The organism is Pseudarthrobacter humi, from assembly GCF_024294965.1.
GTDB classification, from domain to species: Bacteria; Actinomycetota; Actinomycetes; order Actinomycetales; family Micrococcaceae; genus Arthrobacter; species Arthrobacter humi.
In genome coordinates, this window is record NZ_JANCLV010000001.1 from 534,837 (window position 1) to 553,029 (window position 18,193).

At 66.3% G+C, this 18,193-nt stretch carries 15 protein-coding genes; 9 read left to right on the top strand and 6 right to left on the bottom strand.

The annotated features are described in order from the left end of the window. Positions 1-110 precede the first annotated feature (110 nt). Entirely contained in the window at positions 111-497 is a 387-nt protein-coding gene (locus tag NFC73_RS02615; protein ID WP_058931921.1) for a chorismate mutase, read from the top strand. Continuing rightward, complete coding sequence (locus tag NFC73_RS02620) at positions 488-1,498, top strand: uroporphyrinogen decarboxylase/cobalamine-independent methonine synthase family protein (protein WP_254747391.1); 1,011 nt, start codon at positions 488-490, stop codon at positions 1,496-1,498. Before NFC73_RS02615 ends, NFC73_RS02620 begins: the two co-directional genes overlap by 10 nt. Before the next feature lie 36 nt (positions 1,499-1,534). On the opposite strand, the gene NFC73_RS02625 is transcribed toward NFC73_RS02620, so the two are convergent. The 6 genes from NFC73_RS02625 to NFC73_RS02650 are packed head-to-tail and all read right to left on the bottom strand — an operon-like array spanning position 1,535 to position 7,765. After that, positions 1,535-2,248, bottom strand: coding sequence for a DUF4166 domain-containing protein (locus NFC73_RS02625; protein ID WP_254747392.1), 714 nt, complete (start codon positions 2,246-2,248; stop codon positions 1,535-1,537). A gap of 41 nt (positions 2,249-2,289) precedes the next feature. After that, entirely contained in the window at positions 2,290-3,582 is a 1,293-nt protein-coding gene (locus NFC73_RS02630) for a DUF58 domain-containing protein (protein WP_254747393.1), read from the bottom strand. Between the two features lie 11 nt (positions 3,583-3,593). Next, entirely contained in the window at positions 3,594-4,595 is a 1,002-nt protein-coding gene (locus NFC73_RS02635) for an AAA family ATPase (RefSeq protein WP_256548514.1), read from the bottom strand. Further along, entirely contained in the window at positions 4,592-5,851 is a 1,260-nt protein-coding gene (locus NFC73_RS02640) for a DUF4350 domain-containing protein (protein ID WP_254747394.1), read from the bottom strand. The genes NFC73_RS02635 and NFC73_RS02640 overlap by 4 nt, the downstream gene beginning before the upstream one ends. Further along, positions 5,848-6,504 carry a DUF4129 domain-containing protein gene (locus NFC73_RS02645; RefSeq protein ID WP_254747395.1) on the bottom strand — a complete coding sequence of 219 codons (657 nt, stop codon included), beginning with the start codon at positions 6,502-6,504 and terminating at the stop codon, positions 5,848-5,850. Before NFC73_RS02645 ends, NFC73_RS02640 begins: the two co-directional genes overlap by 4 nt. Then, complete coding sequence (locus tag NFC73_RS02650; RefSeq protein WP_254747396.1) at positions 6,494-7,765, bottom strand: DUF7847 domain-containing protein; 1,272 nt, start codon at positions 7,763-7,765, stop codon at positions 6,494-6,496. Before NFC73_RS02650 ends, NFC73_RS02645 begins: the two co-directional genes overlap by 11 nt. A 154-nt stretch (positions 7,766-7,919) precedes the next feature. On the opposite strand from NFC73_RS02650, the gene mtrA reads away from it, so the two are divergent. The 7 genes from mtrA (at position 7,920) to secA (ending at position 18,141) form a co-directional block, all read left to right on the top strand. Beyond that, positions 7,920-8,594 (top strand): MtrAB system response regulator MtrA, encoded by a 675-nt coding sequence (gene mtrA, locus NFC73_RS02655; RefSeq protein ID WP_056343773.1) that lies wholly within the window; start codon positions 7,920-7,922, stop codon positions 8,592-8,594. Beyond that, positions 8,566-10,413, top strand: coding sequence for an MtrAB system histidine kinase MtrB (gene mtrB / locus NFC73_RS02660; protein ID WP_372494552.1), 1,848 nt, complete (start codon positions 8,566-8,568; stop codon positions 10,411-10,413). The genes mtrA and mtrB overlap by 29 nt, the downstream gene beginning before the upstream one ends. After that, positions 10,410-12,128: an LpqB family beta-propeller domain-containing protein gene (locus NFC73_RS02665; protein WP_254747397.1), complete on the top strand. Its 1,719-nt coding sequence runs from the start codon at positions 10,410-10,412 to the stop codon at positions 12,126-12,128. Before mtrB ends, NFC73_RS02665 begins: the two co-directional genes overlap by 4 nt. Positions 12,129-12,298: 170 nt before the next feature. Then, positions 12,299-13,186, top strand: a complete 888-nt coding sequence (locus tag NFC73_RS02670) for a ComF family protein (RefSeq protein WP_254747398.1) — start codon at positions 12,299-12,301, stop codon at positions 13,184-13,186. Positions 13,187-13,331: 145 nt separating this feature from the next. Further along, positions 13,332-14,057 carry a ribosome hibernation-promoting factor, HPF/YfiA family gene (hpf, locus tag NFC73_RS02675; protein WP_254747399.1) on the top strand — a complete coding sequence of 242 codons (726 nt, stop codon included), beginning with the start codon at positions 13,332-13,334 and terminating at the stop codon, positions 14,055-14,057. A 32-nt stretch (positions 14,058-14,089) separates the two neighbouring features. Then, entirely contained in the window at positions 14,090-15,355 is a 1,266-nt protein-coding gene (locus tag NFC73_RS02680; RefSeq protein WP_254747401.1) for a winged helix-turn-helix domain-containing protein, read from the top strand. Positions 15,356-15,402: 47 nt separating this feature from the next. Then, a complete protein-coding gene (gene secA / locus NFC73_RS02685; RefSeq protein WP_254747403.1) occupies positions 15,403-18,141 on the top strand; it encodes a preprotein translocase subunit SecA in 2,739 nt (912 codons plus the stop codon). Positions 18,142-18,193: the final 52 nt, after the last annotated feature.

The window sequence follows — 18,193 nt, forward strand, 5'->3', positions numbered from 1 at the left end:
GACCCCACAGTCGCGGCGCCACCAGACGGACATCCCGCCGCACCAGGCGGGGTGTCCGTCCGCCGCTTAACACCGGAAGGATTTCCGCGGACGCCCCATAGACTTGGACCATGACGCAGCAAAACCATGATGTTCCCGACACCGACACCTACGATGCCGCCGCGAGTTCGCTGGCAGGCCACGTGGACAACTCGGTGATGGCGGAACTGCTGTCCATCCGCTCCAGCATCGACAACATCGATGCGACCTTGGTGTACCTCCTGGCCGAACGGTTCAAGGCCACCCAGAAAGTGGGCTTCCTCAAGGCCGCGCACCGGCTCCCGGCGGGGGATCCAGGCCGGGAATCCGCCCAGATTGCCCGTCTCCGGCGGCTGGCGGAGGATGCCCACCTCGATCCCGCGTTTGCGGAGAAGTTCCTGAACTTCATCATTGGCGAGGTCATCCGCCATCATGAAGCCATCGCCGAGGACCACCAGGCGGCTGCAGAGTGGAAGTAACAGCCACCGGGCTTGGGCCCTGGCCGGGGGAAGACCCCGTGGAGGCTGCCCGCATTATCCGCGGCGAGCTCGGCAGCCCGCACCTGCCGTTCCTGGCGGAGCTTCCGGATCGTGGAGTCGGCTCCGACGCCCTGGGGCGGACGGCCGCACTCCTGGTTGAGATGGCCGTGGATGTCCAGCCGTACGGCTGGCGGCTGGTGGACCGTCCGGGCAAGGATTTCCGCCGGGCGGCGTCGGCCCTGTCCACCGACATCAACGTCCTGGCTGACGTTGCCGGCGCCGAGGACACCCGCGCCCCCGAACTCAAGGTCCAGCTGCTGGGACCGCTGAGTCTTGCCGCCGGACTGCACCTGCACAACGGCGAACGGGCGCTGATCGATTACGGCGCACGCCGGGACATTGCCGAGTCGCTGGCCGCAGGGGTTGGCGGCTACCTGTCCCGGATTTCCAGCGCGGTTCCGGGCGCGCGGCTGGTGGTCCAGGTCGACGAGCCTGATATCGCCGCCGTGCTGGCCGGCACCATTCCGACGTCGAGCGGTTACCGCACGCTGCGGGCGGTGGGTGGCCAGGAGGTCACCGAGTCCTGGCAGGTGGTGATCGAGGCGCTCCGTGAGGCGGGCGCCGCCGAAATCGTTGTCTCCGTGCCTGAAATTGAGGCCCCCATCGGCCGGATCATTGCCGCCGGCGCCGACGGCGTGGCCGTTCCTCTGAGGGCCCTGACCACACGGCAGTGGGAGCAGTTGGCCACGGCAGTGGAGGCAGGCAAGCGGATCTGGGCCGGCGCCCTGGACGTCAGCCGTGGCACGCTGCCCAGGGTGGCCGACGTCGTGGAGTCCGTCTGGCGGCCATGGCACGAGCTGGGGCTGCCGGCGTCGTCCCTGGACAGTATCCGGGTCACCCCCTCGGCGGGGCTTGCCGGCCACACGCCGGCCACCGCCACAGCAGTGCTGGGCCGGCTCACCCAGGTGGCCGACGGCCTTAACCAGCGCGCACACGGCTGACCGGCCCACCGCTGAGCGGGCCTCAGGGCAAGACTTCTACGTCCGGTTTTCCCAACGGTCCGGCTGGGCGTAGCGGGGCAGGAAACTCTGTGCTGAACTGCCGCCGATGTAGGGACGCAGGCGGTAGTCGAAGCCGCCCGCATAGACCAGCACCTGCCCGATCTGGGGCTGGATGACCTTGACCTGGATCCGGTGCTGGCCGTTCTCGCCGGCGTCGGCGTCCCACCACTGCTCGGCGTAGGCCTTGGCATCGACTGTGGCCGGCAGCGGCAGGCGGAGGGGGCCCAGGAACAGCCGGGACGCCTCGGAAACGCCGCGCAGCCTACCCTCGTTCGTCACGCTGAGCTTGAGGTCGGTCACCATTCGCCGGAACCGGCCCAGATAGTCCACCAGCCGCGGGCCGCCGTCGGAATCCACGAGGCTGGTGGTGTCCTGGAAGATCCGCACGTGCCCGGGGAAACGGATTTCCCGCCGGGCAGTCAGGCTGGAGCGGCCGAACGGATCCTGATGGGCATGGTTTTCAATCCTGAAGGGGATGCTTTCCCCGTAATCCGGGAAAAACGCGTCCTCCCCGGAGGTCAGCTTGAGCAGCGGCCGCAGCCACGCCTGCCGGCAGCCCACAACGTCGAACACGCCCTCCCCGACGCCGTAGTGTCCCGAGCCGGGCGCCAGGGAAAAGTACTCCTGCAGCTCAGGCTGCAGCCGGTGGAAGTCTTCGCCCAGGGCCTGCCGGTAAATAGGTTCGTTCATGGTGACCTCCTGGACGGTGCCGTCAGCGGCGCTGCAGCGACTCACAATCTACCGGCTGCCTTGAGCCGGATGTACATGTCGGCAAGCTGCGGCGGCAGCTGGTGTGGCTCCGCATCCACCACTTCCACCCCGTGGTGCCGGAGTTCGGCGCTGACCGCCGCCCGTTCCAGCAGTACGCGTTCGGCCGCTGCCGCCCGGAACACGCCGGCGGCGTTCTCACGCTCCCGCAGCATCCGCCCCAGCACGGGATCACGGACGGCGGCCACCACCACAACGTGCTGCTGCGCGAGTTGCGCGGCCACGGGAATGAGCCCTTCCTCCGGTGCCCCGCCGTCCAACGAGGTCAGCAGCACCACCAGGGACCGGTGGGCGGAGACCGCCCGGATCTGGCCGGGGAGGCTGGACCAGTCAAGCTCAATCAGTTCCGCTTCGAGGGGCGCCATCGCTTGCACCAGCTGCCCCAGGAGGTTGCCGGTGGTGGCGGAACCGGCTCTTGCCCGCGGACGTCGGTCGTAGGCCAGGAAGTCCACCCGGTCACCGCCACGCTCGGCCAGGACCGCCAGCAGGAGCGCCGCTTCGATGCCGGTATCCAGCCGTGGCTCATCCTCGATCCTCGCCGCTGACGTGCGGGATGTATCCAGCATGATCACCACGCGACGGTCGCGTTCCGGGCGCCAGGTGCGGACGACGACGGCGGACCGGCGGGCGGTTGCGCGCCAGTCGATGGACCGGACGTCGTCCCCGCGGACGTAGTCACGCAGCGAGTCGAATTCGGTGCCGGCACCCCGGATCTGCACGGCGGCCTTGCCGTCGAGTTCGCGGAGTTTCCTGAGCTTCGAGGGGAGGTGCCTGCGGGAATGGAACGGCGGCAGGACCCGCAGGAGGCCCGCACAGTCAAACGTGCGCTGGCGTGCCGCGAGCCGAAGGGGTCCATGGGAGCGCACAGTGACGTGCCTGGCGCCCACGTCGCCGCGGCGGACCGGCTGTAGCCGGACGGTCATCCGGCGGCTTTCCAGGGCGGGGATGTCCAGGTCCTGGACCGGATTCACAGCCCCGGCAGACGGCTGCCACGCGTCTCGAACAGTGGCGCGCAAGTGTCGCCGGCCACTGTTGCGCAGCGTGAGGACCGAAGCGGCCGTGCCGTGCAGCGTCACGTTGCCTGGCTCGGCGCGCGTGACGATGATGGCCCGCGGGGAAGCGGCCAGGCCAAGGTCCAGGCCCAGGAGAGCAGCGAGTGCCCCGACAACGCCCAGGACCGTTCCCCCGCCAGGAAACAGCAGCACCGGCACCAGGCCCAGCAGTGCCAGCACGACGAACCGTCCGGAGAGTGCCATGTGCAAGCGAATCAGCGGGGGACCGGGACGGAGGCCAGGATGCTGCCCAGGACATCGTCCACACGGACCCCGTCCATCTGGGCATCAGGCTGCAAGGCCACGCGGTGGCGCAGGCACGGCAGCGCCAGTGCCTTGACGTCGTCGGGGGTGACGAAGCTGCGGCCCGACAGCCAGGCCCAGGCGCGGGCTGTATTAAGCAGTGCAGTCGCGCCGCGGGGCGAGACGCCCAGCTGGAACGACGGCGCCTGTCGGGTGGCGCGCACGAGGTCCACGATGTAGCCGATGATTTCCGGTTCGACGGCAACGGTGGCCACAGCCTGCCGCGCCCGTTCTAGGTCCTCGGCGCCGGCCACCGCCCGGACACCGGCGGCAGCAAGGTCCCGGGGATTGAAGCCAGCCGCGTGCCGCCGGATCACTTCCACCTCGTCAGTCCGGCCGGGCAGCGGCATGGTGAGCTTGAGCAGGAACCGGTCCAGCTGGGCTTCGGGCAGGGGATAGGTTCCTTCATACTCCACGGGGTTCTGGGTTGCCGCCACCAGGAAGTTCGCTGGCAGCGGCCGGGACACCCCGTCCACCGAGACCTGCCGCTCTTCCATGGCCTCCAACAGGGAGGCCTGCGTCTTCGGCGGCGTCCGGTTGATTTCGTCAGCCAGCAGGATGTTGGTGAAGACCGGACCCTCGCGGAAACTGAATTCCGAGGTGTGTGAGTCATAGACCAGGGACCCGGTGATGTCGCCGGGCATCAGGTCAGGGGTGAACTGTACGCGTTTGGTGTCCAGGCTCAGCGCGGCGGACAGCGCCCGGACCAGGAGTGTCTTGGCCACACCGGGCACGCCCTCGAGGAGAACATGCCCTTGGGAGAGCAGCGCGATCAGGAGTCCAGTGACGGTCGCATCCTGGCCCACCACGGCTTTGGCAACCTCGTGGCGGACATCCAGGAGCGCCTGCCGGGCGGGATCCAGTGTCCGCGGGGAGGAATCCATGATCTGCGGGGCGCCGTACAGTTCGTTCATCGGGTCCTGACCTCGTTCTCTAGTTTGTCCAGTTCCTGTGACCATTGCACCAGCCTGGTTGCGGTACTGGGGCGTTCCTGGATCAGGCCGCTGATATCTCTGACCGGCCGGCCCAGGTGCCGGGCTACTGCCTGCACCACGTCGTCGGCAGTGGCCTGGGAGCCGACTCGAAGGGCTTGCGCCAGGCGAACCAGGGTGCCGGCCCGAAGGTTGTCCCGTGCCCGGTCCAGTGCGTGGGAATCCTGATAGAGGCGCGCGCGGCCTTCGGCGGTCTCCACGGCCTTGACCACCACGGGGAGTGGTTCAAACACGAGCGGGCCGAGGCGGCGCCCGCGCCACACAATGGCCAGCACGGCCACAAAGACCAGCCAGGGCCCCAGGAATGCCACCCAGTCAGGGGCGAGATCATCAAGTGTCTGCGTTGACTCCGCAGAGGCCGCGTCGCCCAGCCCGGGCAGGTACCAGACAACGACGTCTGAGCCGCCCAGCGTCCGCAGGGCCAGTGCGGCATGGCCGTGGCTGGCAAGCCCGCCGTTGTCAAGCAGGGCGGTGCTGCCCAGGACGGTCAGGCCGCCGTCATCCGTGCGGGCAAGCAGCCCGGCGGTGTTTCCCGGCGGGCTGAAGCACACCGTGCCGCCGTCGTACAGGAATCCGCCGGTTCCGGAGACGGCACCTGCCGCCGCGGGATCGGTGAGATCGCAGCCCGGTTCCAGGAGCGCCGTTGACTCAGGCACCACACCGGCCTGGCTGATGCCGGTATCGAGGGCCTTCAGGGTACCGAGCCGCGGCGTCACCAGCACTACGCGTCCCGCACTTGCCGTCAGCTCGTCCAGCCGGGATTGGTCCAGGAATCCGCTCCGGTCGTACAGGAGGAGGGTGGCATCCGGCCGGTCCGCCAGTGCTGCCGTGGCGGAGTCAAAGGATTCAACATCCTGGACCTCGACACCGTGGCGGCCCAGTATCTCGCTGACCGCCCTGGCGCCGCCCGGCCCGGCGTTATGCACGGATAACGGCAGGGAATCGCCCTTTGGTGCGAGTTGGGTGGAAATAACCACGGCCAGTCCGACGGCGGCCGCCGCGCCGATTGCTGCCCCGCCGCGGTGCCGCCGGAGCCAGGCACGGGCGGCACCGCGTCCCGACCCGGACCCGGATCGGAGTGCCGGGGCGGAACCCGGCTGCGCCTCCGGTGCACCCGACGTCGGAAGTTTGGGCGTCAGGAGATCCGGCGAAGTCTGCGTCGTGGGACCCTGCGTCATCGCGGAACCGCCGGTTCGTCACGTTCAGCGGGCAGGGCAGCGCTCGCCGGCGTGAGGGACTGCAGGGCAATGTCCAGTTCGCGCACCGCGGCATAGTCAGCCTGGCTTGCGGACTCATTTCCGTAGCGGATCCCGTCGAAAGTCCGCGCAGCGTCCGTCAGGCGGCCGGCCTCTGACGGAAACGGTGTGGTCAGTTCATGCGCCACCTCGTCCGCGGTCCGGCCCGGCCGCGCGTCGAAAAGCGTTCTGTCCTCGGCTGTGCGCACCAGCGCACGGAAACAGTCCACGACGGCGGCACTCCAGTTGCCGGCTGCGGCAGCGGCCGCCGCGCGCCCACGGTAGGCCTCGGCATTGACTGTTCTGCCGGCGTCGAATACGTCTCCGGCACGCTTGGCCTTCGCGTTGAGGCGCGGGCGGGCCAGGACTACCGCGGCGCCGATCAGCACGGCGATGGCCACGCCGATCCACGGCGCCGCCACGGCGGTGTCCGGGCCGGAACCCCCGTCCAGGGACCGCAGCCAGTCCAGGATGTCCGCCCACACAGTGTCCAGCCAGCCTGGGGCCGCGTCACGGTATTCCGGCTTGGCAAGTTCCTCTTCGGCCCAGCGGCGGGCCTCATCGCGGCCAGGCAGGACCGGTGGTTCAGCGGCCATCCGGCCATGCCCCGCCTGGCACTGCCCCGTAGGGAGGCCGCGGATATTGGTCGGGTCCCGCCCGGTAGACCGGGATGCCTCGGCCCGGGACGCCGTCGGGATCTGCTCCGGATTCCAGCAGCCGGAGCAGGGCAATGTCCAGCCCGTCCCGGCGCATCCTGAGGTCGAGGTAGAGCAGTGCCATCACGGAGGTCTGGAAGGCAAAACCCGCTGCGGCGACCACTGCGGTAACGACCGCGGTGGCAACGCCCGCCACCACGGCCGCCGTCATGGCCTGCTCGGCACCGCCATGGGGTGAGACCACGCCGGTGTAAAAACCGGTGAGCAGTGTGACGGGAATCATGACGACCTGGGCGATGACCCCCACCATGATGCCCACCACCAGCGTGATGCCCAGGAGCCGCCACCAATTGCTGCGTGTCAGTTCCCAGGAGCGCCGGATGCCGGCCATGGCACCGAGTTCCTCCACCACCACGGCGGCCGGCGCCACCATGAGCTTGATGTAGACCCATACGTACAGCACAAAGCACACCAGACCCAGCGGGATAAGGATCAGCGCGCCAAGTCCGCCCACGGTACTGACCAGCAGCACTGCCAGCGCCACAAACAGCAGCGCAACGAGGAGCCCGCCGCCAACCAGCAGGGCCGCCAGGCGGATCAGGGCCCCAGCGCGGGACCGCGCCAGGGACCACATCTGCCTGAAGCCGGTGGGGCGGTTGAGGACTGACCTGGCGACCGGAACCACCATGGCGCCCTGAAGCACCGCGGACAGAAAAACGGTGAGCACCGAGACGAGCAGGATCCCGGACGCGAAGGTCACCACCAGCGGGACCAGGTCCTGCTCCGTCAGGCCCGCCGCCCAGGCTTCAAGGGATGCCGCGGACGTGGCGGAAAATGAACTGAGAACTGCCGTGACCACTGCGGCGAGGGTCTGCGCCAGCAACGCGGCGCCCAGCATGGCCTTGGCATTGCGTCTGATTGCTTGGAAGGAGCCGTCGAGGATCTCGCCGAACATCAGCGGCCGCAGGGGAACGATGCCGGGTTTGGGCGGGGCAACATAACGCGGCTGCTGGTACGGCAGCGGACCGCCGTAGGGATTGTGCGGCGGGGTGCCCCAAACCGGTGGGCCACCCGGAGGAGGTCCCCAAACCGGCTGGCCGCCCCAGGGCTGCTGTGCCGGGCCGGGCTGCGGCCCCCATGGAGGCTGGTTCCCTGGCGGCTGGCCCTTCCCAGCCTCGCCGGCAGGATGCGGCTGCTGCATGTTCGGATCCTGGTGTGGCACCCTGTTCCTTCCCCCGTGCGGGACTGTCCGCGTGTTGCCAGCCTATAGTTCCGGCGTCGGGCGGCCTAGCGTGGCGCCATGCCGTAAGGCCGTTCAACAGGACAAACCCTGTTCGATAAGGGAATATATAACTATGAAGGCACGCATTCTGGTAGTTGACGATGACGAAGCGCTGGCCGAAATGATTGGGATTGTTCTGCGCAATGACGGCTTTGAGCCGGTTTTTTGCGCCGATGGCAGCCAGGCGCTGGATATTTTCCGTTCATCGAAGCCTGACCTCGTGCTGCTTGACCTGATGCTGCCCGGTGTGGACGGCATCGAGGTCTGCCGGCAGATCCGCTCCGAATCGGACGTGCCCATCGTCATGCTCACGGCCAAGTCGGATACGTCCGACGTCGTCCGCGGCCTTGAGTCCGGCGCAGACGACTACGTACCCAAGCCGTTCAAACCCGCCGAACTCGTGGCACGCGTGCGTGCCCGCCTGCGGCCCGGCGACCAGAAGGCGCCTGAAACGCTGCGGATCGCTGACATCACCATCGACGTGGCCGGCCATACCGTGAAGCGTGCCGATGAGCGGATTTCCCTCACGCCCCTGGAGTTTGACCTCCTCGTAGCCCTGGCGCGGAAGCCATGGCAGGTGTTCACCCGTGAGCTGCTGCTGGAACAGGTCTGGGGCTACCGCCACGCGGCGGACACCCGGCTGGTCAACGTCCACGTCCAGCGCCTCCGGTCAAAAATTGAACGGGATCCGGAAGCTCCCGAAGTTGTATTGACGGTTCGTGGTGTCGGCTACAAAGCAGGTTCCTGAGCCCTCAGGACCAGAAGCGCACCGCGTCCCGGACCTTCCCGCAGCCAAGGGCCCGGAGCACACGGATGCGCTGCCGTCAGAGCTGGCAACGCTGCCATTCCGGGCCCGGATCTGGCGGCGCCGTGGAGTAATCGTGGGGCTACGGGTGGGCCGCCTTGTCCGTCTCGGCGTGACCCGTTTCTTCCCTGCGGTCCGTTTCGCCGGGCGGGCCATGCGTCGACGCTGGCGCCGGTCCCTGCAATTCCGGACAGTCCTCACCACGCTGCTGCTGGCCGTGACATCCTTTGGCGCCGTGGGCGCCTACCTGTCCAACCAGATCGCCAACAACCTGTTCCAGGAGCGCCTCACCCAGGCCGAATCCGAGACCCGTTACTACGTCAAGCAGGTCCAGGAGACGTTCGACGGCGCCCAGGTCACCGACCAGTCCAGCGTCATCACCCTGGTCTACGACACGTTGAACGCAGTGGAGGGCCGCGGCTCCGTCATCCAGCGCCGCTACGTTTTCGAAGCCAAGCCCGAACAGACCAAGCCCCGGAACCGCTGGGTGGAGTCGCGGGCGTCGGACCAGCTGACTGTCAGCGTCATCCCGCCTGCGCTCCGTACGGCGGTACAGGATTCAGGCAAGGACCAGTACTGGGCCTCCACCGTGATTCCGGTAGGTACGGAGGACAGGCCGGGCATCGCCGTGGGCAACCTGGTGACCTTCAACGGGACCGTGTATGAGCTCTACCTGATCTATGACGTCAACACCGCCCAGCAGACGCTCGACGAAATCCAGGGCGTCCTCCTGGCCGGCGGCGCGGTGCTGGTGCTGATGATCGGGGCCATCGCCTGGTATGTCACCCGCAATGTTGTCAGCCCCGTCAGCCACGCTGCCCTGGTGTCGGAGAAGCTTGCGGCCGGCCAATTGCAGGAACGGATGGTGGTCAAAGGCGAAGACGAGGTGGCCCGTCTCGGGGCATCGTTCAACCACATGGCCGCCAGCCTCCAGGAGCAGATCACCCAGCTGGCCATGCTGTCCCAGATGCAGCAACGGTTTGTCTCCGACGTCTCCCACGAGCTGCGCACGCCCCTGACCACGGTCCGCATGGCAGCGGAGGTGTTGTACGACGCCCGGCACGACTTCGACCCCATCAACAAGCGCTCCGCCGAACTCCTGTACAACCAGGTCGAGAGGTTCCAATCCCTGCTGGCCGACCTTCTCGAGATCTCCCGCTTCGACGCCGGCGTGGCCATGCTCGATGCCGAGCCCGAGGACATCCTGCAGGTGATCGCACACGTCATTGACGGGGCGGCGCCCGTCGCGGCCGAATACGGCTCGGAGATCATCCTGCGGGCACCCGCCGAGGGAATTGTCGCGGAAATGGACGCCAGGAGGATCGACAGGATCCTGCGGAACCTCATCCTGAACGCCGTGGAGCATGGCGAAGGCAGGCCGGTCACGGTGACAGTGGCGGCCAACCAGTCGGCGGTGGGGGTTGCTGTCCGTGATCACGGGATCGGCATGACCCCGGCCGAGGCCGCCCGCGTCTTTGACCGGTTCTGGCGTGCGGATCCGGCCCGGGCCCGCACCACCGGAGGCAGCGGCCTGGGCCTGTCCATCGCCATGGAGGACACCAAACTCCATAACGGCTGGCTGCAGGCCTGGGGAAACAAGGGCAGGGGGGCCAACTTCCGGCTGACCATTCCGTTGCGCCAGGGCGAGGAGATCGACCGCTCACCTGTGCAGCTTGAGCCGGAGGACATCATCCTCCCCGACATCCCACATTCGAAAAACGTGCTGGTCCTGGGGCCCGGAACACCGAAGGAGTCTTCATGACGGGCCGAAAAGTGCGGGCGATGCTGAAGAGGAGCGTTGTGCTGTTCGTCGTTGTCCTGGTCCTGGCCTCCTGCGCCCGCATTCCCACGGCCGGGCCGGTGGGGAAGAGCGCGGAAGGCAGCGCCGGCAACGTCAACGCACCGGTTTTCCTCCCGGCCGCTCCCCAGCCCGGCGCTACTCCGGAAAACATCATTGATTACTTCTACCGTGCCGGTACCGGATACGAGGGGGACTACGCGGTGGCCCGCGAATACCTGACGCAGGCAGCGTCAGTATCCTGGAAACCCGACCAACGCGCGCTGGTGTACCGCGAGGCGAAAGTGGTGGGCACCGGCGTCGACAACGTCTACAACTACCAGCTGGACGTTGCCTACAGCGTCGATGTTGACGGCATCGCCACCCAGATGCCCGAAGGCACCATCGAGAACATTCCGGCCACTCTCACCCAGGTGGACGGCGAATGGCGGATCTCAGCCATCCCGGACGGAACAGCGATCCCGGAGGAAACCTTCAAGGTCATCTACGGCGCCTACCCTATCTACTTTTACGATCCCAGCTTCACCTATGCCGTGCCTGACGTCCGCTGGTTCATCAAGAATAAGACCGTCAAAGCCATGACCAGTGCCCTGCTGGCAGGCCCCGCGCCCTACCTTCGCGGCGCGGTGGTGAGCGCCTTCCCGTCCGGCATCAAACTTGCCCGCGAATCGGTTCCGGTGGTGTCCGGCGCCGCGCAGGTGGACCTCACCGCCAAGGAACTCACGGAGGCGTCCACGGAGGACAGGCTCCGGATGCAGACGCAGCTTTCGCTCACGTTCCGCAGCCAGCCCGACGTCGTTAATGTGGAGTTGCATGCCAACCAGGACCTGGTCCGCGTCGAAGACAACGGTTCGGTGTTGCCCCCGGTGCGGGACAAAAACGTGCCGGTCCGCGAGATCGCCGTCAGCGGCAATGAGCTGGTTCGCTACGAAAACAACAGGGTGTCCCCGCTGCCGGATATGCAGCCAGTTTCGTCGCTCGGGCCCCGCTACCCGTCGGAATCCCCGGTGTCCCAGACCGTTGCCTTCCTCAACGACAGCCGGACGACGCTCTACAGCATGGTGCCGGGACAGCCCGCCCGTGCGCTGACAACGCGCAGCACCATTACGCACCCGTCCTTCAGCATTCATGACTGGGTGTGGGCCGCAGGGCCGGGAGCCACCGGCGGTACTGAGGTGGTGGCCTACCGGCCCGTCGGAGTCGCCGAAGGTGCCGCCGTTCCCACCGTTACGCTCACGCCGTCGTGGTTGTCCGGAAGAACCGTCAAGGAGCTGAGGATCTCCCGCGAGGGCGTCCGGGCGCTGGTCATCTCGGAACAGAACGGCAAGACGAAGGTGCAGATTGCCGGGATCATCCGGAACGCCGACGGGACACCCCGGGAACTGACGGCCCCGATCACCCTGGTGGCATCCGGTGACCCGGACCAGGGCGTCTGGGTGAACGACACAACGGTCGCCGTGATGAAAGCCTCGGCAGGCTCGAACGTCACGCCGGAGCTGCTGTCCCTCACCTCCGGACAACCCCAGCAGTTGGCGCCCTGGCCCGGCCTGGTGTGGCTCAGCGCCGGCAACGGGCTGGAGGAAATCTATGGCCAGTCGGCCGAGGGTATCTTCCAGCGGCTCGGCAACGGCTGGTCGCCTCAGCTGAGGGGCCCCATCGACCCCTCATTCCCTGGGTAGCTTTCCACATAGCGCGGACCAGCGGTTCCGGGGCTGCGATACGCAGGTCACCATAGGGTGTGACCGTAGTTCAGCCCGGACGTCCTCCTGCCCGCCACGCGCCCGCGCGCCGGTCCGGGGGCCGCAGTGGGGACCGCACCGGGGGAAGCCCCGCCAGAAATGCTGCGAGCTTGGATCCGGACCTCCTGCCGCCTCCGCTACAGTCCGCCAAGCATCGCGGCGGCCACCGACGGCGCTGGCTGCGGGCCGCCGACCAGATGGGCGTGGCCGCCGCGGAGCTGCTGGCACTCGCTGTCCCTGTGGACTGCGTCTGCTGCGGTGCGGAGGACCTGGCCCTGTGCGTTATGTGCGAACGCCACGTCCGCCTGTTGACCAGGCACCCGTTCCGGGCAGAGGAGCAGGCGCCGGCCCTGATGAACGTCGACGGCGGCCTGATCCTTCCCGTGGTGGCGGCCGGGGTGTACCGCGAGGAGCTGGCGCAGGCCGTGCTTTCGTTCAAGAGCCATGGCCAGCACCAGCTCACGTCAGTCCTGGCGCGCGGACTGGGCCAGGGCATTGCCGCGTCCGTGGCCGGCGTCGACGGCGTCTGTCTGGTTCCGGTGCCCAGCAGTATGGCCGGCTACATCAAAAGAGGGTTCAGTCCGGTCCACCTCCTACTCGCAGAGTTGCGTCGGGGGACCACCATCCGCGGTACACCGGTGGTGGACGTGATCCGGAAATCCCGGCGCCGCGCAGCACTGGAGCGGCTGCCTGGAGGCCAAAAGGGACTCGGCCGCGGGGCCAGGGCGAGCCGGGTCAAGGGGTCCATGAAGATCCCGAAGCGCCAGCGCGCACGGGTGGCCGGACGCCGCTGCATCATTATCGACGATGTCCTCACCACCGGGGCCACACTCGCCGAAGCCGCCCGCGCACTGCACCTCAGCGGTGCCGTGGTGGTGGGTGCAGTGGTCCTTGCCGCGACACGCCCGCCGGATTCAGCTGGCGGCGAAGAGCCCGCCCCGGGAGCTGGCGGAACGCCGCCCGTCTTAGAAAAAAATAAACGAAGAAAGGATGAATAACAGGTGGCTATGAACTAACGTCGGTTGTGGGTACCAAGAACAAGTTGTACCTTTCGATGGCGGCTCGGAAAGGGGCTCGACTGTCAAGCAGGTCGGCCCGTGGGATGTGCCGCCGTCGTGTCACCGAAGTCATTTGGAGGGCACCATGGAGTTTATGATCAGCGGACGAAATCTGACGGTCTCAGACCGCTTCCGCGAATACGCCGGTGAAAAGATCTCGAAGATCGAGTCACTTGGCGACAAGGTCCAGCGCGTTGACGCGAAGGTTTCCAAGGAAACGAATGCGCGCCAGACCGGCGACCAGCTCACCGTTGAAGTGACGGTCCTGGGCCGGGGACCCGTAATCCGTGCCGAAGCCAGCGCCGCAGACAAATTCGCCGCGTTCGATCTCGCCTACACCAAGCTGCTGGAACGTCTCCGCCGCGCCAAGGACCGCAAGAAGGTCCACCACGGGCGCCACACCCCCAAGGCCGTACGTGAAGCCACCGCATCACTGGAACCCGCGAGTACCAGTGAGCCCCTTTATGTCGAGGCGAGCCATCGCGGCGAAACCCAGGCAGCACCTGTTGAACGATCGCCCTACGAGGTCGAGAACGACATTCCGGCTGGGGACTCCCCGGTGCTGATCCGGCGCAAAGTTTTCCCTGCGGCCTCCCTCAGCCTTGACGATGCTGTGGACAACATGGAGCTCGTGGGCCACGATTTCTACCTGTTTGTGGACAAGGCCACCAACACGCCATCGGTGGTCTATCGGCGCCGTGGCTGGACGTACGGGGTGATCACCCTGGACCACGAATGCGAACCGGGGGAGACGGCCGTCGAAGAAAAAATCCTCGCCTACCGTTCCGATGACGAGGCTGCAAAAGTCTAGGGCGGTTTACACCCCTCAATGAAAGGACTGATGTGCCAGCGACGCTGAGCCTTAACCAGGCCCGGCGGATCGCACTGGCAGCTCAGGGACTCGACAAAGGACGGCCCGCCGGCCCCGTGACCTCACGGACGGTGGGCCGGACCTTTGCCCGGATCCAGCTTGTCCAGATCGATTCCGTCAACGTGTTGTCCCGCAGTCACTTTCTGCCCTTCTTTTCAAGGCTCGGCAACTACGACCGCACCATCCTTCAGCGGATGGCCAGCTCGCCTCCCCGACGCATGATGGAGTACTGGGCCCACGAGGCCAGCTTCATCCGGCCCGAGCACTACCAAGACCTCCGCTTGTGGCAGAAACGTACGTGGGTGGGTGCGTCCGCCCTCGACCCGGACCTGCGCGACGCGGTGGCAGGAAAGATCCTCGACGCCCTCGCCGCAGGGCGGCCCATGACGGCGGCGGAACTGACGGTGAACATCGGGCACGTGGAGGACCGGCGGGACGACAACTGGGGATGGAACTGGAACGCCGTCAAGCGCGTGCTTGAAGGCCTGTTCGAGGCGGGCACCATTTCCGCGGCAACCAGAACCGAACAGTTCGAGCGAAAGTACACGCTGACGGCCAGAGTGCTGCCGCGCCGGCTGGCCCTCGAAGCCACGCCGGACCCTGTTGAGGCCATGCATCGGCTCATCGACGCGGCCGCGCAAGCCCATGGCATCGGAACCGTGAAGTGCTTCGCGGACTACTTCCGTACACCGGTCAAGGCGGCCGCCGCCTCTGTGGACCATCTGGTCAGCATAGGGAGGCTGGAGCCGGTCGCTGTCGCCGGCTGGGACCGGAAGGTATACCTCCATGCCGACGCCACATTGCCGCGGCGGGTGTCAGGGCGGGCCTTGCTCAGCCCCTTTGACTCCCTGGTCTTCGAGCGGCGCCGGCTAGAGGAGCTCTTCGGGTTCCATTTCCGCATCGAGATTTACACGCCCGCGCACCTTCGACGCTTCGGGTACTACGTCCTGCCCTTTCTCCTGGGTGACACCATCGTGGCGCGGGTGGACCTTAAGGCGGACCGTGCTGCAGGAAATCTGCTGGTCAGGTCCGCCTACGGTGAGCCGGACGCACCGGCAGGGACCGCCGTCGAGCTCGCCGCCGAGCTGGAACTGATGGCCGAATGGCTGGAGCTGGACAACGTTGTGGTCAGCCCGATCGGGGGCCTGGCGGAGTCCCTCGGCGCCGCCCTGCGCCACCGCGCCGGTCCGCTCCGCTCTCAGGGAACACCGGCCGCGTGGCCTGTGTCTCTCCCGTAGACTAAAAACGCCAGAATTCGGCAGCATAAGACTGGGAGTATCTTCACGTGGCATCACTTATCGAAAAACTTCTCCGCACGGGTGACAAAAAAACCCTGCGGCAACTGCGGAACTATGCCGACTCCATCAATGCCCTCGAAGACTCGTTCAAAACCTTCACGGATGCTGAGCTCCGCGAGGAAACTGACCACCTCCGCGCCCGACACCGGGACGGTGAGCACCTGGACGATCTCCTCCCGGAGGCATTCGCCGCCGTGCGTGAAGCCTCATCCCGCACCCTGGGCATGCGTCACTTCGACGTCCAGCTTATGGGTGGCGCCGCCCTCCACCTCGGCAATATCGCCGAAATGAAGACCGGCGAAGGCAAAACCCTTGTTGCCACCGCGCCCGCCTTCCTTAATGCCCTCACCGGCAATGGCGTCCACGTCATCACGGTGAACGACTACCTTGCCGAATACCAGTCAGACCTTATGGGCCGGGTCTACCGTTTCCTGGGCCTGACCAGCGGTTGCATCCTGTCCAACCAGGATCCCGCGGTGCGCCGGCAGCAGTACGCCGCGGACATCACCTACGGCACCAACAACGAATTCGGCTTTGACTACCTGCGCGACAATATGGCGTGGGACCAGTCAGAACTGGTCCAGCGTGGCCACAACTTCGCCATTGTTGATGAGGTCGACTCCATCCTCATCGACGAAGCCCGCACGCCGCTCATCATTTCCGGCCCTGCCCAGGGCGACACCAACCGGTGGTACAGCGAATTTGCCAAGGTGGTGCAGCGGCTGAAGGCCGGCGAGGACTACGAGGCTGACGAGAAGAAGCGCACGGTCGGTGTCCTGGAGAGCGGCATCGAAAAAGTGGAGGACTACCTGGGGATCCAGAACCTCTACGAATCCGCGAACACTCCGCTCATCGGGTTCCTGAACAACGCCATCAAAGCCAAGGAACTCTTCAAGCGGGACAAGGACTACGTCATCCTCGACGGCGAAGTGCTCATCGTTGACGAACACACTGGCCGAATCCTGGCTGGCCGCCGCTATAACGAGGGCATGCACCAGGCCATCGAGGCCAAGGAAGCCGTGGAGATCAAGGCCGAAAACCAGACCCTGGCCACGGTCACGCTGCAGAACTACTTCCGGATGTACTCCAAGCTGGCAGGCATGACCGGCACGGCCGAGACTGAGGCCGCCGAGTTCATGGGCACGTACAAGCTTGGTGTGGTGGCCATCCCCACCAACCGGGACATGCAGCGGATCGACCAGTCGGACCTCGTGTTCAAGAATGAAAAGGTGAAGTTCGACGCCGTCGTGAAGGACATTGCCGAGCGTCACCAACTGGGCCAGCCGATCCTTGTGGGCACAACGAGTGTCGAAAAGAGCGAATACCTTTCCGGGCTGCTCGCCAAGGAAGGCATCAGGCACGAGGTCCTGAACGCCAAAAACCACGCCCGTGAAGCGGCCATCGTTGCGCAGGCCGGACGCAAGGGTGCTGTTACGGTGGCCACCAACATGGCAGGCCGCGGCACTGACATCATGCTGGGTGGCAACGCCGAATTCACTGCGGTGGCCGATCTGGCCAAGCGGGGGCTGGACCCGGAAGAGAATTCCGAAGAGTACGAGGCCGCGTGGCCGGCTGCCCTGGAGGCGGCCAAGCAGTCCGTAAAGGACGAACACGAGGAAGTACTGAACCTCGGCGGGCTGTATGTCCTGGGAACTGAGCGGCACGAGTCCCGCCGCATCGACAACCAGCTCCGTGGCCGCTCCGGCCGCCAGGGCGACCCCGGCGAATCACGCTTCTACCTCTCCTTGACCGATGACCTGATGCGGCTCTTCAACTCCGGCGCGGCCGAACGGCTGATGAACAGTTCGGTCCCGGATGATGTGCCGCTGGAATCGAAGCTGGTTTCCCGGGCCATCGCGTCTGCCCAAGGTCAGGTTGAAGGCCGCAACGCCGAGCAGCGCAAGAACGTCCTCAAGTACGACGACGTCCTGAACCGCCAGCGCGAAGCCATCTACGGTGACCGCCGCCGGATCCTCGAAGGTGACGACCTCCACGAGAAGGTCCAGTTCTTCGTGGAGGACACCATCACCGCCCTGATCGACTCCGCCACGGCCGAAGGCAATGGCGACGACTGGGATTACACCCAGCTGTGGACCAACCTCAAGACGCTCTACCCCGTCAGTGTCACAGCGGAAGAGATCATCGAGGAAGCCGGCGGCAAGTCCAAGCTCACTGTTGAATTCCTCAAGGAGGAACTGCTCTCCGACGCCCGTGTGGTCTACCAGACCAGGGAAGAGACCATCGGCGCAGAGAGCATGCGCGAGCTGGAACGCCGCGTGGTGCTCTCGGTCATCGGGCGTAAGTGGCAGGAACACCTGTACGAGATGGACTACCTCAAGGAAGGCATCGGCCTGCGCGCCATGGCGCAGCGTGACCCGCTGGTGGAATACCAGCGCGAGGGCTTCGTTATGTTCCAGAGCATGATGGAGGCCATCCGCGAGGAAAGCGTCGGTTTCCTGTTCAACCTTGAAGTTGAGGTGACCCCAGCCCAGGATGTGGTGGTGCCCGACGCCGCGGGTGGCCACACCGAGCACGTTGAGCCGCAGATCCACGCTGCCGGCCTGGAAGCGCCGGAGAAGCCGGCCCAGCTGCAGTACACGGCTCCCGGCGAAGACGGCGCATCCCAGACCCGGGTGGAGGGTCGTGTCTCTTCACGGTCCGGAAATCCCGCAAAGGCTGCAGCGCAGGACGCCCCCAAGCGTCAGGCCAGGAAAAAGCGCCGCTGACTGCAGGGATCGAGACTGATCAGCCATAGGTCGGCACTGCAATAGACCGTCG